The sequence below is a fragment of the Roseburia sp. AF22-2LB genome (assembly GCF_003461125.1).
GTDB classification, from domain to species: Bacteria; Bacillota; Clostridia; order Lachnospirales; family Lachnospiraceae; genus Roseburia_C; species Roseburia_C amylophila.
Genome location: NZ_QTWM01000013.1, coordinates 18,949 through 42,789, shown reverse-complemented (window position 1 = coordinate 42,789; position 23,841 = coordinate 18,949). Strand labels below are relative to the sequence as shown.

General features: G+C 39.8%; 28 protein-coding genes, 1 tRNA gene and 2 pseudogenes. 2 read left to right on the top strand and 29 right to left on the bottom strand.

Annotated features, from left to right (window positions below; genetic code table 11):
• Positions 1 to 222: 222 nt before the first annotated feature.
• The 12 genes from DWX96_RS13695 to DWX96_RS13645 all read right to left on the bottom strand — a co-directional run bounded on the left by DWX96_RS13695 (position 223) and on the right by DWX96_RS13645 (position 8,073).
• Positions 223 to 768: a hypothetical protein gene (locus tag DWX96_RS13695; protein ID WP_118057764.1), complete on the bottom strand. Its 546-nt coding sequence runs from the start codon at positions 766 to 768 to the stop codon at positions 223 to 225.
• 156 nt (positions 769 to 924) lie between these two features.
• A complete protein-coding gene (locus DWX96_RS13690; protein WP_242986232.1) occupies positions 925 to 1,308 on the bottom strand; it encodes a hypothetical protein in 384 nt (127 codons plus the stop codon).
• Complete coding sequence (locus DWX96_RS13685; RefSeq protein ID WP_117698920.1) at positions 1,268 to 1,915, bottom strand: hypothetical protein; 648 nt, start codon at positions 1,913 to 1,915, stop codon at positions 1,268 to 1,270. The genes DWX96_RS13690 and DWX96_RS13685 overlap by 41 nt, the downstream gene beginning before the upstream one ends.
• Positions 1,916 to 2,035: 120 nt before the next feature.
• Positions 2,036 to 2,413 carry a hypothetical protein gene (locus DWX96_RS13680; protein WP_117698921.1) on the bottom strand — a complete coding sequence of 126 codons (378 nt, stop codon included), beginning with the start codon at positions 2,411 to 2,413 and terminating at the stop codon, positions 2,036 to 2,038.
• Positions 2,414 to 2,479: 66 nt separating this feature from the next.
• Positions 2,480 to 3,307 (bottom strand): hypothetical protein, encoded by an 828-nt coding sequence (locus DWX96_RS13675; protein ID WP_118057765.1) that lies wholly within the window; start codon positions 3,305 to 3,307, stop codon positions 2,480 to 2,482.
• A 16-nt stretch (positions 3,308 to 3,323) separates the two neighbouring features.
• Positions 3,324 to 3,482 carry a hypothetical protein gene (locus tag DWX96_RS14315; RefSeq protein ID WP_154267374.1) on the bottom strand — a complete coding sequence of 53 codons (159 nt, stop codon included), beginning with the start codon at positions 3,480 to 3,482 and terminating at the stop codon, positions 3,324 to 3,326.
• Positions 3,483 to 3,567: 85 nt separating this feature from the next.
• On the bottom strand, positions 3,568 to 3,684 hold the full coding sequence (locus tag DWX96_RS14925) for an AgrD family cyclic lactone autoinducer peptide (RefSeq protein WP_243142571.1): 117 nt from the start codon (positions 3,682 to 3,684) through the stop codon (positions 3,568 to 3,570).
• Positions 3,685 to 3,731: 47 nt separating this feature from the next.
• Positions 3,732 to 4,280: a hypothetical protein gene (locus DWX96_RS13665; protein ID WP_117698923.1), complete on the bottom strand. Its 549-nt coding sequence runs from the start codon at positions 4,278 to 4,280 to the stop codon at positions 3,732 to 3,734.
• A 45-nt stretch (positions 4,281 to 4,325) separates the two neighbouring features.
• Entirely contained in the window at positions 4,326 to 5,099 is a 774-nt protein-coding gene (locus tag DWX96_RS13660; RefSeq protein WP_117698924.1) for a hypothetical protein, read from the bottom strand.
• 95 nt (positions 5,100 to 5,194) lie between these two features.
• The gene (locus DWX96_RS13655) at positions 5,195 to 6,451 is read right to left on the bottom strand and encodes a sensor histidine kinase (protein ID WP_118083016.1); all 1,257 of its coding nucleotides are present in this window, start codon (positions 6,449 to 6,451) and stop codon (positions 5,195 to 5,197) included.
• Position 6,452: 1 nt separating this feature from the next.
• Positions 6,453 to 7,160, bottom strand: a complete 708-nt coding sequence (locus DWX96_RS13650) for a LytR/AlgR family response regulator transcription factor (protein WP_242986234.1) — start codon at positions 7,158 to 7,160, stop codon at positions 6,453 to 6,455.
• Positions 7,161 to 7,554: 394 nt separating this feature from the next.
• Entirely contained in the window at positions 7,555 to 8,073 is a 519-nt protein-coding gene (locus DWX96_RS13645) for a nitroreductase family protein (protein WP_118057767.1), read from the bottom strand.
• A gap of 161 nt (positions 8,074 to 8,234) precedes the next feature.
• Between DWX96_RS13645 and DWX96_RS13640 the strand changes: the two are divergent.
• Positions 8,235 to 8,474: pseudogene (locus DWX96_RS13640) on the top strand (winged helix-turn-helix transcriptional regulator); the annotation flags it as partial.
• Between the two features lie 21 nt (positions 8,475 to 8,495).
• On the opposite strand, the gene DWX96_RS14990 reads toward DWX96_RS13640, so the two are convergent.
• The 16 genes and pseudogenes from DWX96_RS14990 to DWX96_RS13555 form a co-directional block, all read right to left on the bottom strand.
• Positions 8,496 to 8,618: a transposon-encoded TnpW family protein gene (locus DWX96_RS14990; RefSeq protein ID WP_118612385.1), complete on the bottom strand. Its 123-nt coding sequence runs from the start codon at positions 8,616 to 8,618 to the stop codon at positions 8,496 to 8,498.
• Positions 8,619 to 8,818: 200 nt separating this feature from the next.
• Positions 8,819 to 10,696 carry an AAA family ATPase gene (locus DWX96_RS13630; RefSeq protein ID WP_118057768.1) on the bottom strand — a complete coding sequence of 626 codons (1,878 nt, stop codon included), beginning with the start codon at positions 10,694 to 10,696 and terminating at the stop codon, positions 8,819 to 8,821.
• 16 nt (positions 10,697 to 10,712) lie between these two features.
• Positions 10,713 to 12,227 (bottom strand): MobQ family relaxase, encoded by a 1,515-nt coding sequence (gene mobQ / locus DWX96_RS13625; protein WP_117465448.1) that lies wholly within the window; start codon positions 12,225 to 12,227, stop codon positions 10,713 to 10,715.
• Positions 12,228 to 12,458: 231 nt separating this feature from the next.
• Positions 12,459 to 12,755 carry a DUF3847 domain-containing protein gene (locus DWX96_RS13620; RefSeq protein WP_117465423.1) on the bottom strand — a complete coding sequence of 99 codons (297 nt, stop codon included), beginning with the start codon at positions 12,753 to 12,755 and terminating at the stop codon, positions 12,459 to 12,461.
• A gap of 82 nt (positions 12,756 to 12,837) precedes the next feature.
• On the bottom strand, positions 12,838 to 13,668 hold the full coding sequence (locus DWX96_RS14675; protein ID WP_227194785.1) for a hypothetical protein: 831 nt from the start codon (positions 13,666 to 13,668) through the stop codon (positions 12,838 to 12,840).
• Between the two features lie 105 nt (positions 13,669 to 13,773).
• The gene (locus DWX96_RS13610) at positions 13,774 to 14,148 is read right to left on the bottom strand and encodes a hypothetical protein (protein WP_330416213.1); all 375 of its coding nucleotides are present in this window, start codon (positions 14,146 to 14,148) and stop codon (positions 13,774 to 13,776) included.
• Positions 14,141 to 14,467: a TnpV protein gene (locus tag DWX96_RS13605; protein ID WP_118057769.1), complete on the bottom strand. Its 327-nt coding sequence runs from the start codon at positions 14,465 to 14,467 to the stop codon at positions 14,141 to 14,143. Before DWX96_RS13605 ends, DWX96_RS13610 begins: the two co-directional genes overlap by 8 nt.
• Before the next feature lie 2 nt (positions 14,468 to 14,469).
• A pseudogene (locus DWX96_RS13600) lies at positions 14,470 to 14,889 on the bottom strand (ParA family protein); the annotation flags it as partial.
• 14 nt (positions 14,890 to 14,903) lie between these two features.
• The gene (locus tag DWX96_RS13595; protein WP_118057770.1) at positions 14,904 to 15,770 is read right to left on the bottom strand and encodes a ParB/RepB/Spo0J family partition protein; all 867 of its coding nucleotides are present in this window, start codon (positions 15,768 to 15,770) and stop codon (positions 14,904 to 14,906) included.
• A 335-nt stretch (positions 15,771 to 16,105) separates the two neighbouring features.
• Positions 16,106 to 16,177, bottom strand: a tRNA-Arg gene (locus DWX96_RS13590).
• A gap of 441 nt (positions 16,178 to 16,618) precedes the next feature.
• The gene (locus DWX96_RS13580; RefSeq protein WP_118057771.1) at positions 16,619 to 17,491 is read right to left on the bottom strand and encodes a DUF3881 family protein; all 873 of its coding nucleotides are present in this window, start codon (positions 17,489 to 17,491) and stop codon (positions 16,619 to 16,621) included.
• 114 nt (positions 17,492 to 17,605) lie between these two features.
• On the bottom strand, positions 17,606 to 18,106 hold the full coding sequence (locus DWX96_RS13575; RefSeq protein WP_117699147.1) for a DUF4446 family protein: 501 nt from the start codon (positions 18,104 to 18,106) through the stop codon (positions 17,606 to 17,608).
• A 39-nt stretch (positions 18,107 to 18,145) separates the two neighbouring features.
• Positions 18,146 to 19,033, bottom strand: a complete 888-nt coding sequence (locus tag DWX96_RS13570; protein ID WP_117699143.1) for a ParB/RepB/Spo0J family partition protein — start codon at positions 19,031 to 19,033, stop codon at positions 18,146 to 18,148.
• Positions 19,034 to 19,801: a ParA family protein gene (locus DWX96_RS13565; protein WP_022242306.1), complete on the bottom strand. Its 768-nt coding sequence runs from the start codon at positions 19,799 to 19,801 to the stop codon at positions 19,034 to 19,036.
• Positions 19,802 to 20,183: 382 nt separating this feature from the next.
• Positions 20,184 to 20,837, bottom strand: a complete 654-nt coding sequence (locus tag DWX96_RS13560) for a response regulator (RefSeq protein WP_118057772.1) — start codon at positions 20,835 to 20,837, stop codon at positions 20,184 to 20,186.
• Positions 20,830 to 21,852, bottom strand: coding sequence for a sensor histidine kinase (locus DWX96_RS13555; protein WP_118057773.1), 1,023 nt, complete (start codon positions 21,850 to 21,852; stop codon positions 20,830 to 20,832). Before DWX96_RS13555 ends, DWX96_RS13560 begins: the two co-directional genes overlap by 8 nt.
• A 152-nt stretch (positions 21,853 to 22,004) precedes the next feature.
• Here DWX96_RS13555 and DWX96_RS13550 point away from each other — a divergent pair, with 152 nt between their 5' ends.
• Entirely contained in the window at positions 22,005 to 22,949 is a 945-nt protein-coding gene (locus DWX96_RS13550; RefSeq protein ID WP_118057774.1) for an alpha/beta fold hydrolase, read from the top strand.
• Between the two features lie 150 nt (positions 22,950 to 23,099).
• On the opposite strand, the gene rsmG is transcribed toward DWX96_RS13550, so the two are convergent.
• Positions 23,100 to 23,822 carry a 16S rRNA (guanine(527)-N(7))-methyltransferase RsmG gene (rsmG, locus tag DWX96_RS13545; RefSeq protein ID WP_118057775.1) on the bottom strand — a complete coding sequence of 241 codons (723 nt, stop codon included), beginning with the start codon at positions 23,820 to 23,822 and terminating at the stop codon, positions 23,100 to 23,102.
• Positions 23,823 to 23,841: the final 19 nt, after the last annotated feature.

Here is a 23,841-nt window from a genome sequence, read left to right as displayed (position 1 = left end):
TTTACAGTAACCATATTATCCCCCTGCCTTATATAAGTCTTATAATCTGTATCATGTAAATCATACTGGAACCTTATCGATAAACTTTTTTCATTTTATTTTCCACATTTTTTCTTCATTATTCGGAGTTCTTCCGACTATGTCACCTATTAGATTTCTCTCAGCCTCAATATGATATGTAATCCAAGTTCTCTTTTTTTCCTATGTTCAAATGACTAAGCACTATTTATACTTACTATTTGCATTTGGCAAATTAAGATATGTATCCATACTTTTCGTCCAAAGCAACGATAAGTCAAACCTTCCCAATTTGTTTAAATCTTCTATGCTTTTTTTGAACATTGCGATAAAATCTCTTCTGTCGTTAAGTCCCATATTACCAGCTTCAAGCGGCAGAGACGTGAAACCTCCCTGCTTTTCCACTTTGTAATGTGCCTCTAATGCACGCATTTCGACTACTGTAGCATTTGATGGATTAACGTCATTTATATATATTCTTTGTTCAAACTCTTTTCCATTTTCATCCACACCTTTCGCTAACACCACTGGATTTTCATCCGTCGAATCATCCGCATATTTAAGGCAATAAGAAAGACCTGTACCATTACCTCCTGTCCACAACATATTATCTGTTGTAAATATCTGATATACCTTTGGTGTTTCTGCCGTATAAAATGTCTTTTCCCCAGATGCAGGAGTTTTCATTTGATTACCTTTTTGTTGACCGTACAATGAAGATACGGTATTCAGACCAGAACCAATGTGCATACTTCTATTCCTCCAATCAGTTTATCTGAATTGTACCGTCTGCTATAACAAACTGTACATTTAACTCAGACATAATATCTTTGTGCTGTGTCCGATTATATGCTAAAATTTCCCGGATATCGCTTGCGTAAATGTCCCTCCTATTTACCATTGCATCTACCCATTTATCACATTCATTCCTTTTGAAATGCTTTCAACTTTCACCGAATCCTCAAATGTGACTGTCATCTGTGTATCGTAAGTTTTCCATTCAAACTGCGACCAGCTTACACCGTTACCGGTATGATCATAAGCCTTGATTGCATCGTTATATTGCTTTTTTTGTTTTTCTGAATATTCCGGCACATTTTCAGTATTATTTATTTCCAACAACATTCTTAAACTATCTGGCACTCCATCTAACGCTTTTCTCCACGCTTCACTCTGTTGCTTTGCAACCGCCATCTCATACTGCATAACATAATCCTGATATGCCTTTTCTCTCGCGGCACTTGCTTCTTTATCTACCTTTAACAACTGCCGTTTGGTATCTTGCTTCATAAGCATTAGACGCTTTTGACAACAGCCTTTCATTGTTCCACGACCGTAATAATCGGCTTCTTTCCTGTTCCTGCTTTGCAATCTTTTCATTCAACATTTCCTGCTGCTGTTTTTTAACCTGCGCCCGTTTTTCCAGATATTCTTCCAAAAGCTCTTTTTGTCTATCTTTCTTGTTGCTTGTCTTTTTATAAAAACTGTTTTGTGAACGAGCAAAAAATTCCGATTGATTATTAACACCAGACCATGAATCGCCCCTATAATCTTTAGCAGTAGCTCCTACAGTGAGCACCATAGAAGCTTCCAACGGTGCAAAGGACGAAGTTAAGTCACGTTTAAGTGCTGATAATATCTTTTGCCTGTACTCCGGATCATCTTTCATATTCTTAAATGCTTCCTCTGATATGTTGATAGCCACATTGGTTATAGTTCTATTTCTGGGTATCTTATCAATTTCAGCATAAAATTCCTTTTTGAAAATCGCCATTTCTTCCGCTTCTGATAATTCCTTTGTATTGCCCGTTTCTCCCGTGCTGTTTACGCTCTTTGTACTTTTCGTTGTTGCAACATTGTTCTGATAATAGCTCTGTCCTATTCCACTAATAGCCATTTTTAATCCTCCTTTATCAGCACTTTTTCATGCCTTTATATCAAATAGGCGTTTGCGAAACGCCAAAAGCCGCATAAATACGGCATTTTTTGTTGTTAAAATAAAATATCTCCTCAAGATTTATGGTAAAATAGAGTTGCGAGAAACTATCAACCAATCCTGATATGCCTTTTCTCTCGCAGCACTTGCTTCTTTGTCTGTCTTTAACAACTGCTGCTTGATATCTTCCGTCAATTCCACCTCTTTACCATTGACCGTAACATATCCTCTTGCAACTGCCCTGCTGACCATTGCAGAATCAGAGAAATGCACAATATAAGAATTTTCTTTATCTCCTTTTGTGATACCCAATACATCCTTTCCAGATGTTGCTGTGATTTTTTCTTGTTCGCATACCTTTTTACTTTCTGCATTCTGTTGGCTATAATGCGGATATTTACTATATAAATTTTTCTGTCGGTCATAGATGGAATCAATCTGTTTATTTAAAATGTTCATAGTCCACTGCCCTCCCTTGCTTTTTCCTTATTATTTCAATATTTCTCAAACATTTTAATACCCGCATTAAACAATAAAACCAATTTTTTCAAACAGAAATTCACAATATTTATGCATATCCTGATTTCCGCTTCTTAAAACAGAAGAAAACAAAGACTTTATATCTATATTTCCTCCCGTTCTTTCATATTGCTCCAGATAAAGTGAACGGAACTCTAAATAAGAATCTTGAATATAGTCACATGCCTGATTTATATCAAAGGCATCAAACGATTCATCCAATTTTGTATTCTGAAATTTCTGCTTATTTTCTGCATTTTGCTTTTGACTTTTGGCAACCATTTTGTCCCATTTTATCAGTTCCTCAAAACCTTTATTTAGCTTTTCCAATTCTTCATCCATTGACAACAGACGTCTTTTCCCACTCTCTGGATTATCGCATACATACACTTCTCTTGTTCCATTCCTATATCCTTCTACAATTTTTTGATACATAGTAGAATAGGCATATGCAGCTCCCATTCCAATATCATCGAAACCATACCCATTTTTACTTTCACGGATACTTTTTAAATATTTAGCATTTTCATCCCATAATTCTCGAAGATAATCATTTGACCAAACAGTTTTAGGCACCGTTTCTCTGATATAATTTGCGTAACTAGCGTCTAAGGCAAAACTATCATGTATATATGTGTTTTCCTGATTTTCCCCATCGACTTCATCTGAATGTTCTATCTTCCGGCATACGTCCTTGCCGGATGTTACGGTCATTTTTTCTTGCGATTCATTTGCCTTATGCTTTTTATGAGAAAACCCTATAGTTTTCATATGATCGCCTTTTTGATGACCGTACAATGAAGATACGGTATTCTGACCAAAACCGATGTGCATACTTCTATTCCTCCAATCAGTTTATCTGAATTGTACCGTCTACTATCACAAACTGTACGTTTAACTCAGACATAATATCTTTGTGCTGTGTCCGGTTATATGCTAAAATTTCCCAGATATCGCTTGCGTAATCCTGATAGGTCAGATTCCCGCCCGGATTTAACTGAATTTTCAACGCCTAATCCCATATTAACTCCTTTTGTTTTGCCATTACGATAATCACAACCGCAACACTCCACAAAATATTTCATTATTCTGACCTAGTTTTCCCTTTTCTTCGGTCTTTTCGGCTGGTGATAAATCGCTGAACACTCTGCCGTCCTGCCAAGAACTGTTTTTTCCACTTCATTCCGGGCAATTCTCTCCACTACCTTCAATACCTTGTTTGTAATCTTTTCTTTCTTCAAAATTATAGAAATTGATACTATGCATATATATCAAAACCTACCTTATTTTTAGTTGTCGCTTCTATAGCAATCATATTTTCTGTTTTTTTATCTTCTTTTTCTTTATCCTCTTTCATTCTCTCCAGCCATTTGTCAATTTCTGAATCCGTACCAGTCTCTCCAAAAATGCCACAGGTTGTCATTTCGGTTCCATTATTCGTAAACTTAAACTCCACTGATATCAGTTTACTACCATGACTTATTGCCGCCTTCTGTGCATTTCGTATAACATCTGGCATAATTGCTAAATTTTCCTCAAGCCATTTCGCAGTTTTTTCATCTCCACATGCCTTTTGCATTACACTTCTGTCAATCAATACAGAAGCATTTTTGCATGGAGTCAAACATTTATACTTGTTAGTCAAATACTTTGAATAGTCTGATACATTTTTAAACTTATTGGCTGAATTCATAGTGTATCCTGCATAATAATTCTTTTCACTATTCTTTGATGGCTTTACATTTTCATTTTTTACATTTCCGTATGTGTATGTATTGGCATACGATGATACTCCATTAATTCCCATACTGCATCTCTCCTTTCTATTTAGCCTTGATTTTTTATTTGCAGGCTATTGGGTTTTGTTCGATACGCTTACTGCCATTGTAAAATTTGCCTCATAAGAAGCTACTGCCTGACTTATTGTGACAGTCTTAGCAGACGAACTACTCTCAGCCACCAATCGAGTTCTGGCATCCTGAGCTGATAACCTTTTATTTTGCACATATTCTTCATAAGCTGTTCTTTCCGCTTGTTTTTTCTGAATCCGCTTTTTTTTCTGTTGTTGCTTTACTTGATTTTCTATTCTATTTTTATTTTCTATTCTGCGCTCCCAAAAACTATTTTTTGACTTATCATTAAAAATCTTCCCACCATTCCCATTGTTATAACCAGCACTCCACATCTCAGCATGACATTCTTCTTTTGATGCTCCATAATATATTGTAGAAAACGCTCCTCCGCATATACCGGACCATTTATCTGGTTGTGACCAACCCACTTGCAAATCATTTAATACCCATGCTTCATACTCTGGATCATTCTTCATTGCTTCAAAACCCGCCTCTGAAATTGTAACAGATATTGACTCGCCTGCTCTTGTGGGGTGCATTGGAATTTGAGATATTTTATTGTAAATGTACTGCTTGTATTCCACCATCGTCATATCTTTAGCAGACACAGAACCTATTTTTGAATTGCCCACTATACTTCCACTAGCTTCGCTCTTTTCTCTTACACTATCCGCAAACCTTGTATCTTCCTTCTCCTGATCTTTAGCCGCATTTTTCTGTTGGTACTGATTGTAAGCCCGTGTCATATAGTTCACATTAATTGTATTACTCATAGTAACCTCCTTTGCTTTCTTTATCGGATAAAATAACCTGTTCTCCTAGTCCCATATCATCAAACGACCATATTACGCACACAAAGACCATCTCTTTACAAGATGACCACTGCCTTAAATTCATTTTCATCGCAGGAAAGCACCATATCACCGCCATATTTATCCACAACTGCTTTTACATTTAACAGCCCAATGCCGTGATGATCCCCTCTTTTGCTCTTTATCGTGTCATTTTCAATTTCCACCTTTTCTGTCACCGGATTTCTCACCGCAAATATCAGTTTATGATCTTCGCACTCTAATTTCAGATGAATGACCGCTTTTCCGGTATTTTTCAGTACCTTTTCACTCTCCCGGATTGCATTATCCAATAAATTAGAGAGCAGAATCACAATCTCTTCCTCCTCCAGACAGATCTCCTGCAAATCCCCTACTTTTAGGATCACTGCTATGTGTTTTTCCTGCATACTGCGGTATTTCTGGTTTAAAATAGCATTCACCACCGGATGGTTCGTGTTGATTGCCGACATCTCGACAGCTATGCTCTCTGTCAGCTTCTGCGTAAAGGAAAGTGCCTCATCTGTGTGTCCATTCTTTATCAATGTCTGGATCGTGGAAAGCTGATTTTTATAATCGTGCATTTTTCTTCGCTGACGCTCATAGATTTCTTCCCGGTCCTGATAATTTGCAATACGATTTTTCTGATTTTGTTCCGTAAGTACCGTAATTTTTATTCTCTCTTCTTTTTCAATGGTATTCTGCATGAACTCCATAAGGATAAGGTTAATCACAACCAGTCCCACCGAAAGAAATAAAAATACATTCTGCATATCATCGTTTTCTGAATAAAACATAAGAATGAAACCGACCACCGTAAATACAGGAACACAGAAAAACTGTAACCATTCTTTTCCTGTAATCAGACCGTAGCTTTTTCTTGTCTTGCTAAATCTTCTGATAAACAACATCAGAATGATAAAAGCCGTCTTTGATATCAGTGCCTGTAAAAACCATTTTTCTTGGATTGAACCTCCTCTTCCCAGCAAAACAGTCACATAATCAATCAATACAAGCATTGTATAGTTGATGATTGAAAATAAAAAACTCTGCCGGAAGGAGACCTCATAATAAGCCAGATTTAGTAAAGACATAACCAGTATAATCAGGATACATTTTAACATTCCGATCCATATCCCTGTGACTGCTGCCAGATAAAGCACTCCGCAATAAACAAAAAATCTGTATCTGTTCCTATATCCGCCATCTCTTTTTTCCATAAAAGTATCAAAAAAGTATAGCGTTCCTTTTACTTCCAGCATTTCCGCAATAAATACCAATACCCAGAATGTCATATTATTCTTCTCCTTTATACAGCATATATTCCCTCTTCACCTGTGCATATCGTGCCTTGGGAACCGGAATCTTTTTTCCCGTGGTAAGTGTCATCACATATCCGCTGATCTTTGTAATGTACCTCATATTTACAAGAAAACTTAAATGCGCCCGCACAAATCCCATATTCTTTAATTCGTTTTCCAGTTCATCCAGTTTTTTATAAATCTGAAACGTACCTTTTTCAGTATAAAATACATTTTTGTGAAGTTCTGTTTCTATATAAATGATGTCATCTGCATAAAGTTTTATCGTTCCCTCCACAAAACGAAATTCGAGAATTCTACGGTTTTTATTAATTTCTGCTATCAAATCATCCATACATTCTTCTATGGTGTCTGCAAGGTTATCTTTCAGCAGAAATCGGCTTGCTTTCACCTTATATCCATCCAGTGCGTAATTCATGTATGCCGTCACCAGCACAACTGGAAGTTTTGGATATTTTTCTTTAATCCTCATAGCTGTTTTCAGCCCATCCATCCCCTGCATATTGATGTCCAGAAATAATAGCTGACACGCTTCCAAAGCCGATTGTTCTTCGCATAACTGTTCTCCAGAATCATATTCTGTAATAGCAAACTCATAATTCTTTTTTTCACCATAGTCTGACAGCAAATCTGACAGATTTTTTCTGTCATCTATCCTGTCATCACAAATAATAATGTTCATATTTTTCATTCCTGTCTTTAATTGCTCTCATGCCTATAAACCATACAAGTCTCACCTAGCACTCTTTATTATATCAAACAAATCTTTCACTCGATCATTCTCTGCATCAAATGACTATTTTCCGCATAGAACGACTATCTCCTATAGAAACGCAGAAGCACTGTATCTCAAACTCTTTGAAATACAATGCTTCCCTGCATTTTCTATATCGTCATGTTGATATTATTACTTTACTATCCTGCACACTCTCTGGGAGTGACTGTATCTATCAAAAAAGAAGCCAGCAGTTTATTCACACACTACTGACTTCCTATATTATTCATTTTATTTACTTCGCTGTGTCTCAGACAAGTTTTCCATCTTTAAACACAATCTCTTTTATTTCTTAATATGCTTAAAAAGTTTCGTAACAAACAAGGCTTTCAAGCGCTTTTCTATCCTTTGAATGTCTGTCTGGTGATGCCTTTTCTGTGTCAGCATATCCCACCGCAATAATTGCTATTGGTTCAAGGTTACTTGGAATATTAAACTTATTTCTGATAATCTCAGGATCAAAATATGTAAGCCAACAAGAACTAAGTCCTAAATCCTCTGCTTCTAATACTATATGATCCGCAACTATTGTTGCATCAACACTTACCATATCCTTTTTATCAAACGGACGCACAAAAACATCTGAATGATCCCCACATACAATGATAGCCAACGGGGCGCCATGATAATTTACTCCTTTAGACAATTTTTCTTTTGCTTCTTGGCTACTAATTACTAACAGTCTCTGCGACTGAGCATTTGCTGCTGTTGGAGCAATTCTAGCAGCCTCCAGAATTTTGTCCAATTTTTCCTTTTCAATCTCATCAGTTTTATACTTTCTTACAGAACATCTCTGTTTTGCTAAAGATAAAAACTCCATAAAAATATTCCTCACTTTCATTTTTAATACATTTTTGTTGTGCCTGCTCAACAAGTACGCTATAATGCTATCACAGTATTTCTTTTTTACAAGTACGCACTTTTAAGTGCCATACTACCCAAAATGATACTATGGATTCAAATTTCAAGAGGTCGTATATAATGAAACCATGTCAATCTTTCCAATGTCCAGTAGAAGCAACCCTTCAGCTTATAGGTGGTAAATATAAGTCACTTATCCTATGGCATCTCATTGGAAAAACACTTAGATTTAATGAATTAGGAAAGCTCATTAAATCTGCAACTCCCAAAATGCTTACCCAGCAACTTAGAGAATTAGAAAATGACGGATTAATCAACAGGGTCGTTTATCCTGTAGTTCCTCCCAAAACCGAATACTCTGATACATTTTGTCAAGGGTGTTTAAGAACTTTTTTCGCTGTCATTCAAAATCAGACGCTTGATTTTGTCGCTCATGGTTTCTTTGCTCGTTTCACTGAAATGGATTTTGACGCGGTAGGTGGTCTTTCCGATTTTCTTTATCATTACAGGTGGCGCGGCTTCCTTTACGGTCAGAGGGGAAGCGGTTGCGGGGGTGCTGCGGTTGCTGGTGTCGTTGTTCATAGGCTCTCCTTTCCATGAGAAAAGCCCCATGCGGTCATACATGGGGCGGTGGTTTTGAGGTTGAAGTGGCGAAGTGGCAAAGTGGCAAGGTATCTGGGTTTTGCCACTTGGATTTTGCCGTTTCACTTTTTAAGAGCGTGATACCATGCCGCGCCAATGCGCTTTGAGGTAATGCGCCCGTCAAGGTTTCTCTTTGCCGCCCGGACGGTACGGGCGGATATGCCCGCTTCTGTAGCGGCTTTCTCTATGTCCTCGCTGGCAAGCTCTTTCCCGTCTGCCAGTAAATCCAGTATCAGCCGTTCCGCCTGTTCGGTTTTGGTGGCGGTGTTGCCGCCCGCGCCGGACAGCAGCTCGTCGGCGGTGATGTCGTATTCGCCTATCCATGAAAAGCCCGTTTCCGGGTCAAGGCAAAAGGCAACGGGCTTGCCCTCCGGCGCAAGGGAAGATTTGTCATGGACGATAACGCGCACATTCGGTTCTCGCTTCACGCGCCCGATCAGCAGGACGCTCCTTGCTGCGGCGCGGAAGTCGATAGAACCTAAGCCCCGGTATGCGCTCTGCCCTCCGGCAGCTTTGTTGAGATGTCCGATAAGGATAACGGCGCACCCGGTACGCTCGGCAACATCGGCAAGGCGGCGGAACATGGGGCGCACTTCGTTTGCCCGGTTCATGTCGGTTTTTTCGCCCATGTACGCCTGTATGGGGTCAAGGATAATCAGCCGCGCCCCGTTCTGCGTGATTGCCTTTTCTATGCGCTCATCGGACAGGGTAAGCTCCCGCTTGGCTTCATCAATCACAAGCACCCGGTCAAGGTCTGCGGCGGCTTCTATCAAGCGTGGCTTGACGGTATCGCCCAGCCCGTCCTCGGCGGTCTGGTAAATTACTTGGAATGGCGGCAAGGGCTTCATTCCCGGCAGCGTTCCCCCGGTGGTGCAGGCGGCGGCAAGGCGTAGGGCAAAAGTGGTCTTGCCCTCGCCGGGATTGCCCTGCACAATGGTTACTTTCCCAAAGGGAATATACGGCTCCCATAGCCATTCAACGGTCTGTGTGTCAACCTCGCTCATGCGGATAATCTCAACGGTTTCTTCCTGCGGCGGCTCTTTCAAGCCGTAGATTGCTTCCCGCAAATACTTCCCGTCTGTGATTTCTGCCCGGTGCTGCAATACCTCGTTCCAGTCCTTGAAAAGAGGGATAAGCCGATGGACGGTCAAGCCCTCCGGCACAAGCTCCGCAAGGCGGCTGCAAGCGTCGCTTCCGGCTTGGTCGCTGTCAAGGCAGAGAAAAACGGTCTTGATGTTCGGACGGTCAGAGAGAAAGCGCAACAGGGCTTTTTCTCCCACGCCGCCCAACGCCAGATAGCTTTGCTTCTGCCAGTCCTTTTTGAACAGGCAGAGGAAAGATAAGAGGTCTATCGGGGCTTCAAAGACAAACAACCTTTCGCCCTCGCCACGGTAGCAGAAGTTAAAGGCTTTGTCGCTGCCTTTCACATCAAGCCGAAAACTCCCGGCTGTGCCGCGCTGATGGGCGTATCGCGGTATGCCGCTTTCATCTCTGCCGACGAATACGGCGTTATGGTGGGCGGCTTCCTCGTAAATATCCCCGGTGGAAAAGAAAAAGCCCGTCACATCTTCATCAATGCGGCGGGCTGCTGTGAGGTAGTTCCTCGCTATGCGGTTGTCGGTGCTGCGGGGTGGTAGCCGGAAGTCGGATAGGGGCGCGGGGCTTGGTCTGTCCAGCGGCGGGGCGGCTCCTTTTTCGCCTGTCAGCAGTTCAACGGCTTCGGTGAAGCTCTTGCCGAAAAACTCCATGACAAAATCAATGGGTGCACCGCCCTTGCTCTGGCTGTGCCTGTACCATTTGTTTCCCCGGACGGTCAGGCTGTCGTGCCGCTTCCAGCGGTATTCCTGTCCGGCGCGGGTAAGCTGCTCGCCCTGTGATTGCAGGAAAGAAACAAGGTCGGCTTGGTTGGCGCGGTCTATCTGTTCTTGGGTGTAATACATAAAAGTTCAACTCCTTTCAGCGGTCTATATCATGCCGTTTGGTGCGGCTCTGCGTCTGCTCCGCTTGGTCGGCGCGGAGTGCAATATCCACGCATTTGCGGATTTTTTGAAGCTCTGAAACATTGGTGCGGGTATCTTTCAGTTTGGTATAATCGCTGTCCCTCTGTGTTTTGAGGTCAGCATATTCCTGTTCCCATTCCGCAATAGGCAAGGTCTTTGTTCCTTTCTGCAGATTTGCATGGAGATAGCGACTTGCTGCGTTCCATAGGGTCAGCTCGGCGCGGTGGGCTTCCTCGTACTTGTCGCGCTTGTTTGTCCAGCCGTTTTGCAGCTTTTTCAGTTCATCGTGAATGGGCTTGTACTCTGTGTAGTTCTTCCCGTATTCAATTAGCTTTTGTAGCTTCTTCATGCGTTCCTCGGCGGTTTTCATTCCTGCCCGGATTGAATAGGCTCTATCACTGACAGAGGAAAGGGAAGCGTCAAGCTCATCAAGATTAGAGATACCATGCTCGGAGAGATAGTTGACCGCTGCCGCTATGGTTTTCAGTTCATCGGCTGTGTGCTGTTGTTGCCAACGCTGCGAATACTTCCGGCTCTTTTCTCTCTGAACGCTCAAATACTTCATCAACAGATTTGCAAGGTTGGGAGATTGCGGCGGCGGCTTCGGGGCGGTTTCCCACACTTTGAACAGGTCGGCAATCCATTCTTTGAGCTTGCTAACCTGCGCCCGGATTTCCCGTATAAGGCGGTTTGCTTTTTGGATATTTCGGTTCAGTTCGCCTTTCTCGGTGGCTACACCTTTCTTCTCCATTTGACAGGCGGCTACGCCCATATGGACGGTCGGTATTTCGTCAATGCCGCGCTCGGCGTTGCTGCGGTGGTCGATACGCTCCGGGCTTCCGTTTCTCTCCAAAAAGTCGTTGGTATAGTCAGCCCATGCCTTGCGCCACAAGAGGGTGTTGTCCTTGTCGTTCCAGCCTGTAAGGTCAATTTTGTGCGTCTTGTATCTGCCACTTGGCAAGCGGATACGCTCGCCGTTTTCGTCAAGGTCATATTCCTTTTTGGATTTCGCCGCCCATGCTCCGCGCTCGTCAAGGGGGCGCATGGTAAGCATAATATGACAATGGGGGTTGCCGCTGTTGGTGTCGTGGATAACAAAATCCACACACATTCCTCTGGAAACAAATTGAGAGGAACAGTATTCCCGGACAAGCCGGATCTGTTCCTCTCTGGATAATTCTATGGGGAGTGCTGCGTCAATCTCACGCGCAAGCTGGGCGTTCCCGGCTTTCTCGTAAAGCTCCACGCTGTTCCACAAGGTTGAACGGTCAGCGAATGAGGGCGGTGCGTGGGGCGGCAACATGATTTCTGTATGGACAACGCCGCCTTTGCGAGTGTAGTCATGAGTCATTCCGTCCCATTCGTTTGTCAGCTTTTCGCCGCTTCGGTAGGCGGCTGCGGCAACGGCTGATTTGCCTTTTCCTCGGCTCACAATGCCGATGTTCCAATGGTAAATGGCTATGGGTATCACCTCCCGGATAGGATAATAAAACCCGCAAAAATGGTACAGACGCCAACGGCGGGTGTACTGTTTTTGTGGGTGTGCAGGGATAGCCGCGAAGCGGCGCAAGGGGTGCAGCCCCTTGTTGCGGCAAAGCCGCCATATCGGAGCGCGGGGAAATCTCCCTGTGCGAAGATAAGCCCTCGGCAGAGCGCACACGCCCGTAAGGGTGTATAAGTGCGCCCTTAGTTCCTAAGGGATTTATTCGGCGTTCCTGCTTTCGGCTCGTTTTTTCAGATATTCCCGCGCTGGTTCACTCGTCAAGGCAAGCCTAAGAAGTGCTGCGGCTTCCTCGTCGGTCATGTTCTTTGCTTCCGGCACAATGCTTTCAAAGACCGCGCCCCGGACAATAAGGCGGTGGCTGCGTGTTCTGCGTTCCTCTTTGGATAGCTTCTGACGCAGCATCTTTTCCCGATTTTCAAACTGCCGGATTTTCTTCTTCCCGTCCTCAATCTCGGCAGTCAATTCCTCGCGGGTTTTCTCTCTTGGCTTTGTCATGGGTGGTCGCTCCTTTCTGCCTGTCGGCATAGAAAAAGGACAGTCGATTTTCTCGGCTGCCCTTGTGGGTGGCTATTCAATTTTAGTCTGCTGTTTTCAAATATATAAAATAGCTTGCTGTTCCGCCATAGCCATTTTCAGTATTCCATTCAGCTGTTACTTCATAAATATATCCGCCCAGTTTAAGAGTGAGTACGTTTCCAACAATAGTTACATCTTCGCTGTTTGTAGCAGGCTCTCCCCAATGTTCGTCACTCCAGCACTGCACACTTAAAATTGTATCTGGGTCTTCTGTAAATCTTAATGTAGCTGTTGTTTCTGTTGTTTCAAATGGCGGGGACAACAGATCCTTGCACTCTAACGGGTGTGGGCTATCAGCTATTGTGCTTTCAGCAGTTCCGTCAATATTTGTTTTTTGCCACGAATAAGTTCCTAATACTGCACCGATAGCGGTTTCGTCACTCACAACGCTTAATGTGGGCGGTTCTTCCAAAATTATATTGGCAGTCCCAGAGTTTAGTAATTCATTTGCATAGCTGTTGAGTGCTTCACATGGCTCATATTTTGTCTTATAACCGATACCGTCAATGACAATAAATGGGTTATACGCCATAATATCTGTTTGTGTACCGTCTACCATAGTCAAGGTAAAAACAACGCCTTGTCCATCATACTCTGTGTAAGAATTATCCTCATTATAGACAACAACATCATTCAAATATTCAACTAATTCTTGGATATTTTCAATCTCAATCGTTTTGTCTGGCGGTGTTAATAACACTTTAGCGGAAACAATCTGCGCTGCGTCCAAATCCTTATACGGTTTTTTCCCCTGTTGTGAAAAAAATACGATTACCGCGATACCTACTAAAATGATACAAGCTATTGCAATCATCAATCTCTTTTTTCTCATGGAACAAGCCTCCTGTTCTTCTCTGTTACTTGTATAGACGAAAAAATTGAAAGGAAGTTTCACTATCTATAAATATCATAGCACATGGTTATGAATAAATCCACCTCATTTCAGCCTGTCAGTGGCCTTGTTTTCTCTGGCAGACCGCCGCGCAGCTTCCCGCCGTTCCTCGTTGTATGGGGCGGTCAGACGGAAAGAGAAGCGCCCCTTTGCAATCTCAAACTCCATGCAGCCCGTTTCGGGGTCTGCGTCGGTCTGGCGGCACTGGTCGGGGTACTGTCCGGAGTAGGCGGCAAGCCGCTTCTTTAAGTCGGTGTTGTGGGTGCGGATATGGATAATCGGGTTTTTCTCGTCAAACCAAATATCGGTGGTCTTTTCCTGCTTCGTAAGCCCTGTTCTCATAAACTCTCCTTTCTGCGCCCCTGTTACGCAATAGGGGCATTTTTCGGGTGTTTTTTCCGGCTCTTGACCGTCAAACATAGACTAGCTCAAACTTGGCAATTTCCTCCGCTTGCGCCCTGCAAGCGTTCATCAGTCCCACCCATTTCATGGGGTCGGTAGCTTTGAGTGCTTCGGTAGCTTCCGCGCTCCTTGCAAGCTGCGGCATGATAAGGTCAATCCGGCTCCGGGCGGCTTCGTCAATCTCGGCGCAATGCTCATGCAGCTTCTCATTTGCGACAAGGGCGGTGTAGAGGTCGGGGCGGTACTGTTCAAGGTAGGCTTTCCGCAACCGCCCGTAATGCCCGATATACGGGCGCGGGGCGGCGGGGGTGTTGCCATTGTCAATGAGTATTCTCATGCTATAGATTTCATACTTATCCAGGTTATACAATCGATTATGATGTAATCATAAAATTCTCTCAGCCTGTCTACCATAGATCTCAGAATCAGTTCCCTGCTCATGGCATTTACCAAAGACACCTCTATTGCTGATAATTCAATGTTGGCTGGGATAAGGTCTACGCCTTCTTTATGGTGTAAGATTGTCTTTTCTATATTCAGTTTTTCATCATTCACAATGTTCATCATCAGTGTTGCAAGAGAATACTCCATTTCATCCGGCTCCTCATATCCCAGGCTGATTGTAAGACTTCCCTGTGGATCAGCGTCTATCAGAAGTACTTTTTTTCCTTCCTGTGCCAATCCAATTCCAAGATTCACACATGATACTGTTTTACCTACTCCACCCTTTTGATTTGATACTGCTATTACTCTGCACATAATCCGTTCCTCCTTTATGCATCCCAATATTTGTTCATATTTAATTTCAACATTTCCAAAATTTCACGCCTCATCTGCTCTGCCGTGTAACTGACAGGAAAAAATCTGTGAAGCTGCTCCGTTTTGAATACTACGCGGTCTATCTCTTTTTGCTTAATTTCACTTAGGATATCTTCCATATCCCTTACTGTAAGGTTCCCATCCGAACTTAATTTCTTTATACGGAGTGCCTGGGAAAGTGATGGTGTGCACTGAGCAAATTCCATTGCATCCAGCATTTCCTTTTGCTCCTTCTTTTTCAGAAATGACAACTGAACTGCCGGGGTAAATCCCATGCTTCCGTCATCCACCTTTTCAAGCATTTCAGGAATAAGTTCCGTTATTTTGATATACCTCTGAACCTGCTTGGGGCTGTCTCCGCATTCTTCTCCAATGAGCTCAATGCTTTTCTTTCCCAAATTATGGTCTACCTGACCACATTTTCTTCTTCCTGCCTTCCTTTTGATTGCTTCATACTTCATTTTGTAAGCAAATGCTTTTTCGCTTGGACTAATCATTTCCCGTTGTAAATTTGAATCAACCATAGATACAACCGCTTCGTCATCTTTTAATACACGAATGATCACAGGTACCTTACGATAACCTATCTTTTCAGCTGCAAATTTTCTTCTGTGACCCGATATGATCTCATAAGTTCCATCCTGCCTCGGTCTGACTATCAGAGGATTTAATATTCCATACTTCTTAATACTCTCCTGCAATTCAATCATCTGACTGTCCGCCTGAACCTTGAATGGATGGTTTACAAATCCCCGAAGTCTTTCCAGCTCAATCTCTACAACTCTTTCATCCTGATTCTGCAATTCCTTCTTTTCTTCCATAGGCAATTTCCTTTCCCTGAACGCAAAAAAGCCCGTCCAGAATAGATTGTATTTCTCTAATCTGAACGGACTCTTCCGACAGGCCTGATATCACAGACAAGAATATCGTGTTTTGTTTCACTGCTTTTCCTAATTTTACACCCCAAAGTTCATCCTACACTGTAGTTAATCCGTCCGGGTGACAGACTAGAAAATGTGAATCAGTGACAAGCATCCATCCCCGCTGACAAAATCAGTATATTTAACCCTGTTTCGCTGACAAATTTGTCACTGAAATTGCAATTCTGCATGAAAAAAGCGGCAATGAAACTATCTTCATTACCGCTAAAAATGAGCGTCTCCTATAGGAATCGAACCTACAATAGAGTCTTAGGAGGACCCCGTTATATCCATTTAACTAAGGAGACAAATGCCGTATTTTCGGGCTTTTCAGCTCTTTTGGCTCCGGCTGCCATATCTATGAATTCAATCACTCTTGTGATGAATTTCCATTGTATCTTATTTTGACATTCAGGTCAATCCCTGTTGAAATCGAACTCTGACTTATCACTTCTCAACTTCCATAAGTCTCAACCATGATTGAACCTTAGGAGGACCCCGTTATATCCATTTAACTAAGGAGACAAATGCCGTATTTTCGGGCTTTTCAGCTCTTTTGGCTCCGGCTGCCATATCTATGAATTCAACACTTAGTGATGAATTTCCATTGTATCTTATTTTGACATTCAGGTCAATCCCTGTTGGAATCGAACTCTGACTTATCACTTTCCAACTTCCATAAGTCTCAACCATGATTGAACCTTAGGAGGCACTTGTTATATCCATTTAACTATGAGAACTAATATTACCTAATAATTTACTTTTCCCTGCATCCAGATGACTCCCTTAAATCTTCTGCCAATTGCAGGTTCCCCCAGAAGGTCTTTTTCATTGATGCAGACATCATATATCAAATCGTTACAGTCCAGTGTAAGCAAACAGATTTTATCACCTGTCATCTTATTATTCTCCATCCTGTAATCTACAATTTCACCTAAAATGGAATACTGGTCACTTTCGATTCCGTATGGCATAAAATAGGAATCTACAATACTTAAGATATCCTCGTTAGCTATTCGTCTTGACAACATGGAATACGTATCAATATCTTCCAGTGTAAGATTTTCAATGGCATCTTCGTCTCCCTCTCTTGCAGCTGCAATGAGATAATTACGGTCCTGACTGTTTTTCTTTGTATTCTGGATCTGCTTTTCATTTTTGCTGATTGGCATAATGATTTTTCCATTTAATGACAATGCACTTAATGTAGCGGACATTGGATGCATCTTCGGATTTCTATGATGCTCGGATAAATATTCTGCAACATTCTGTAAATAGAAAATCAATGTAACGCCCAGCTTCATCTCGTCACAGACACCGGCATAAGATTCTTTTTCGGAATGCTTCTCTATCTCTATCTGCTCCTGGGTCGTAATTCCGTCACCCTCTACATACGGGTAATAGTATTCGGTATGAAAGGTTCCATCTTCTGCATATTCTCCGCAAACACGGATTCCAGCTCCCGGTGCAATCTCTTTCGTCATTTCTACAAATTCATTTCCCATGGAATCTTCTGAAACTTCAATTCTATCCGGGGATGAAACGATTTTATCCGTGAGTTTCTCTATATCAGATTTTTTCATATTGTTCTGAAATCCAATTGCTCTTAAATAGCTATGCACGAATCTGTTCTTCCTTCCTTGAAATACCATCTGAAAACCTAAAACAGGCATACCCTATTATATAGTATGCCTGTCATTTTTACAATCTGCTTTCTGCAAATTTATTCATTAAATTTATTCATCTTTTGATTTCATTGCCATTTCTAAAGCTTCTTTTTCTTCTTCGGAAAGTGCAATAATAGAATTTCCATCAATAATTTCCTTAATATACGTATAGCAGCCTTCTCTGCTATGCATTGCATTGATGATATATCCGTCATTGCGCTCATTCAACATTGCAAGGGAAAAGCTCAGCTTTCCACCCATCTCATTAAAAGCATCATATTTTACAAGTCCAAGCTTCTGGAATGTAAAACGTAAAGTAGCAAATATATCTTCGATATTTTTCTTATTTGCCTTGTTAGATGCAACCAGATCATCTATTTCATCTAAACGCTCTTTCAATACATCTTCCAGCGTCCTGGCATCTTTTCCAGACATGAACTTTTTATATTTCTTTTTTAACTTACTCATCTGGACGATATTTACAATGGTAACTATAAAAAGTATCAATACCAGTGCTGCCAGTCCTACTATTACATAATCGGAATCAATTCCTAAATATTCTGAAAAAATCATGTTGTTATCCTCTTCTCTTAATTACAAACAAATGTTCTATTTTTTAATACTTTCGATTAATTCATATATTCTTGTTAATTCATCCGGGGAATAATATTCGATTTCAATTTTTCCCTTCATAGAATCCTTCTGATTAATGATAACCTTTGTTCCAAGTATTGTTTTCATTTTTTCTTCTGCTTCCTGGTAAACAGCATCCAGTTTTTTCTTTTCCGGATTCACCTCTTTTGCAGGTGCATTCTTCTGTTTCTGCATTTTCTTTACCAGCTTTTCAGTATCTCTTACACTGATTTTCTCATCGAAGATTTTCTGTGCAAGTGTATACTGTTTTTCTTCATCAGTGATTCCAAGTAAAGCTCTCGCATGCCCGGTAGAGATCATATCGTCAATTACCATTTGCTGCACTTTATCACAAAGTTTTAAAAGCCGCATGGAATTAGTAACTGCAGTTCTGCTCTTTGATACTCTCTCCGCAACTTCATCCTGTTTCAGATTGAATTCATTTAAAAGGCGTTTATATGCAATTGCCTCTTCAATTGGATTTAAGTTTTCTCTCTGGATATTCTCAATCAGTGAAATCTCTACGATTTCCTGTTCAGTTAAATCTTTGATGATTACAGGAACTTTCTTTAATCCTGCCATCTTTGCTGCTCTCCATCTTCGCTCACCGGCAATGATTTCGTAGTAGTCTTTCCGGTCTACTACCAGAAGTGGCTGCAAGACACCAAACTGTTTGATAGACTCTGATAATTCTAATAATGCATCTTCATCAAAATTCTTTCTCGGCTGTTCTTTATTTGGTTCTACTTTATTGATATTTACCATAACTTCATTTTTTGCATCTGTCTTCTCATTGGATGTTCCAACTTTATCTGCAATCAATGAATCCAAACCTTTTCCCAATCCACCTTTTCTTGTTGCCATTTAGATATCCTCCCTGTCAATTACTTCTTTTGCAAGAAGTCTGTAGCTTTCTGCTCCCGCTGACCTGCTGTCGTATAGATTAATTGGAAGGCCGTGACTTGGTGCTTCTGCTAATCTTACATTTCTTGGAATGATTGTTTTATAAATTGTTGTATGTAAATTATTTTTTACATTATCTACTACTTCATTAGAAAGATTTGTTCTGGAATCATACATAGTAAATACAACTCCTTCCATCTTTAAATCTGGATTCAGTCTTTCCTGTACCAGGTCGATGGTGTGAATCAACTGGCTGATTCCTTCCAATGCATAATACTCACACTGAATTGGTACCAATACGGTATCTGCTGTTGTCATAGCATTTACTGTCAGCATATTCAAAGATGGCGGACAATCAATAATAATAAAATCATAATCGTCCCGGATATAATCTACTGCATTTTTTAAAATATACTCTTTATCATTGATTCCCAAAAGTTCAATCTCTGCTCCGGACAAGTTTACATTAGATGGAATCAAAGTCAGATTTTCAATTTCTGTTTTATGAATACTTTCACGAATTGTACATTCATCCAGCATTAATTCGTAAACAGTATTTTCTAAATCATCTTTATCAACTCCCAATCCACTGGTAGTATTTCCCTGCGGATCCAAATCTATTGCCAATATTTTTTTTCCGGCTTCTGCCAGACATGATGACAAATTAATAGACGTTGTGGTTTTACCAACTCCGCCTTTCTGATTTGCTATTGCTATTATTCTTCCCATATTATTTTCCTTTCTGTCTCTTTCATCATTGAAACATAAATTTCAGTTTTCTATTATTTTATCTGTACCGAACTTGTTTTATTATAACACTATAACACTTTCATTTCCAGTAAATCCATGTAGAAATGAAAGTAATTTTTTCTATTATTTTCTCTGTTTTTACTTTTGTTTTTTGCTTTACAGGAAAACAATTTTCTGTAAAGAAAAAAATGTTTCACGTGAAACATGAAACATTTCCTTTCATAATATAGTAGACTTATTTTTTTATTTATACTAAATCTTGTATCTATTTTATGTTTCACGGACGTTCTTTTACTAATGTTTCACGTGAAACATTTTATCAAAATACCTCTATTATATTGTATATCAATTACTATTTATTCTAACTTATCTTATTTCGAATAGCGAATACAGCAGCCTGTGTTCTGTCTTGCACATCTATTTTTCTAAATATATGGGAAATATGATTTTTTACTGTTCGTTCACTAATTGTCAACTCATCAGATATTTTCTTATTGCTACATCCTTCTGAAATCAATCGAAGTACATCTAGTTCTCTCTTAGTCAGCCATTCAATTTTTTCTTTATCTAAAGCATAATCTTCCATACTTTCATTTAGTGCAGGAAGAAGACTTGGCTGAATATAAGTATTTCCAGAAATAACCACATCAATTGCTTCTTTTAATTCATCATAACTGGAATCCTTTAATAAATATCCATCAATGCCGATATCAACAGCTTTCAATAAATATTCGACTTCATTGTGAACTGTTAATATCAATACCTTTACTGGGATTTTATTCTGTTTAATATATTCTAATACTTCAATACCATTTTTCTTAGGCATATTTATATCTAATAAAAGTATATCTGGATGAATCTTCTTATTTAATAAATTCAGACATTCTTCACCATCATTTGCCTCCGCAATTACTTTCATCGTACCATCCAGTTCCAGTAATTGTTTCAAGCCTTCCCGAATCATCATATGATCATCTGCTATGATTATTTCTATTTTATCTTTCACTTTACTCATTTTCTTCCTCCTCGACAAAATTTGGTACACGAATACTTATTGTAGTACCCTTTCCTTCTTCACTTTTTATCTGAATCTCACCTGATAAAAGATGAACTCTTTCTTTCATAATAGATAAACCAAAACCGGAATTTTTTGTTTTTGCAACTTTCTTTTTTGTATTAAATCCAATACCATCATCTTCAATTACAAGTGAAATATCATTTTCAGTATATTCTAATACAACACATATTTCTTTTGCATCAGCATACTTCAATGCATTCGTGCATGCCTCCTGCATAATTCTTAATAAAGACAATGCAACAACAGGTTTAACGTGAAACGGTTTTCCTATTATAATATATTCTATCTTCCGGTTCCACTCCTGCTCAATTTTTGCAATAGCATGTTTCAGTGTTACATCTATTCCTATATCATCTACTGACATTGGTCTGAGGTTATATATCATTTTCCTTGTATTGCTTATCACATTGCGAATATTATCAAGTACATTTGATAATTCCATTTTACAACGCTGCGAATCCATATCCATTACACGCATAGAAAGTTCTATCTTATGAAGCATACTGGTAAGATCCTGTACTGTAGAATCATGTAAATCTCTCGCAATGCGCTGTCGCTCCATTTCCTGTGCTTCTAATAACTGAATCTTATATTCTGCATTATCTTCTTCCTGATATTGCTGAGCAATTGTCTCCTTTTCCCTCTCACATTGAATAATAGATTGACACTCTTCCAAACGACGTTGTACATCATATAACTTGTTCTGTAATTCAGACTTTTCTTTGATAATATTTTTCTGCTGTACTTTCAGCTCATTAATTTTTTCCTTATTACGGGCATTCACTGTTCTTGGAGTAAACGCTTCATAATTTGGATCATTTATTTCATCCAGAAGTTCAATAAATTTTATATTTTCTTTTTCTATATTTTCTAAAGAAATAATTTTCTTTTCTGTCTCTCTCTTTTGATCTATCAGTTCCTTCTGAATTTTCTCCAGATATTCTCTAATCATAGCCCCTCCTAGAACATATGTTCTTATGTGGTATACATAATAATTGTAAACTATTTTTTTCTATCTGAAAAGTCTTATTCTATGATTTTAATTGTAAAGCAGCATATTTTTGTTTATAATAAAAGTATCATAAACTTTAGGGAGGAATTACGATGAACAGGAATCTGAAAAAAGTAATCGGCATCACTACTACTGCTGTTGCCGGCATGTATATTATAAATAGAATTGTAGATTATACTGCAGGACAAAAAAATCTTTTAACTACCGAAGAAGGAAATATATATCACTGGAAAAATGGTGACGTCTTCTATACTGTTTCCGGTAAAGGAACTCCGGTTGTTCTGATTCATGAACTGAATCCTGCTTCTTCCGCCAAAGAATGGAGTAAGATTGTACACCGCCTGGAAAAGAAACATACCGTCTACACTATCGACCTGCTTGGCTGCGGCCGTTCTGAGAAACCAGGTATTACCTATACCAACTTCCTATACGTACAGTTAATTAATAATTTTATCCACGACATTGTAAAAGAAGCGGCAAATATAGTCGTAACTGGTATTTCTTCTTCTTTCGTCATTATGGCACAGGCAATGGAGCCGCATAACTTTAAAAAAATTATTCTGGTTAATCCATCTGACATCAATATCATCAGGGAGATGCCTACAAAAGAAACAAAGGCTGCCAAAACTATTTTAGAGATTCCAATTCTTGGTACCTTTATCTATAACCTGATTATGCATCACAAGAGAATCCGCAATTACATTGAAAGTAAGTATATCTTCAAGAAAACATTCCTTTCATCCAAATTAGAAGATACTTACTTTGAATCTGCACACAAAGGAAACAGTGCCGGAAAATATCTGCTTGCCAGCACCAAAGGAAATTATGTCAATATTGATATCACCAATGCTGTGAAAAAAGCAGACAATCTCTACATCATTTCCAGTAGAGAAAGAAATAATGCCGTAGCTATTACAGAAAAATATCTTCACTTAAATAAGAATATTGAAGCAACCTACATTTCCAATTCCAGATATCTTCCCCAGCTTGAAACGCCGGATAAATTTAAAGATATTGTTTTAATGTTCTTACAATAATAAAACCAGTCATTGAAAACAACGTATAAATCTTTAAAGGATAACAAACGAAAATTTGTTATCCTTTTTATTTACTCAAATATCGAGAAAAATTGTAATAGAAAAGAAGAAACCAATCATGTTTCCCGTAGTTTAATCTAATTTTAATTTTTACTTTAAAGGGCTTTTTGATGGAGTTCCAGCCTTACGTGGATATGCTTTTGGTGTCGCATGAACCTTATGAATTACAACAAAAGAACGTTTAATGTCACTATCCGGCAGTGTAAAGTGAATTACATCCTCTATCTCGCCGCCCAGCACGAAAACTGCCTTCTTTGCATCCTTCAGCTCATCTTCCACCTCTCCAGACTTATAAGAGATAAATTTGCCGCTTGTGTGGATAAATGGTAGGCAATATTCACTTAACGTGGATAAATTTGCAACTGCTCTGGAAACACATAAATCAAAGGATTCCCGATAATCTTTTCTTTTAGAAAGCTCCTCTGCTCTTCCATGAACCGTTTCAATATCCTTCAGATTAAGTGCTTCCATAACTTCATTTAAGAATAATAACCTTTTATTCAAGGAATCCGCCAGAGTAATCTTAAGCTCCGGAAACATAATCTTAAGTGGGATTCCAGGAAAACCGGCTCCGGTTCCCAAATCCAATAAAGTAAGCGGCTTCTTTAAGTTCATCACCTGGCAAAGAGAAATACTGTCTAAAAAATGTTTCTCCACAACATCCTCAAATTCTGTGATTGCAGTAAGATTCATTACTTTATTCTTTTCTACCAGCATTTCATAAAAAGTCAGGAACTGCTGCTCTTTCTCTGCAGTAAGTTCTAAATTCCACTCCGATAGAATATTTCTCATTTTTGTAAAATCATATGCCATAAAATATCCTCATTCTTCT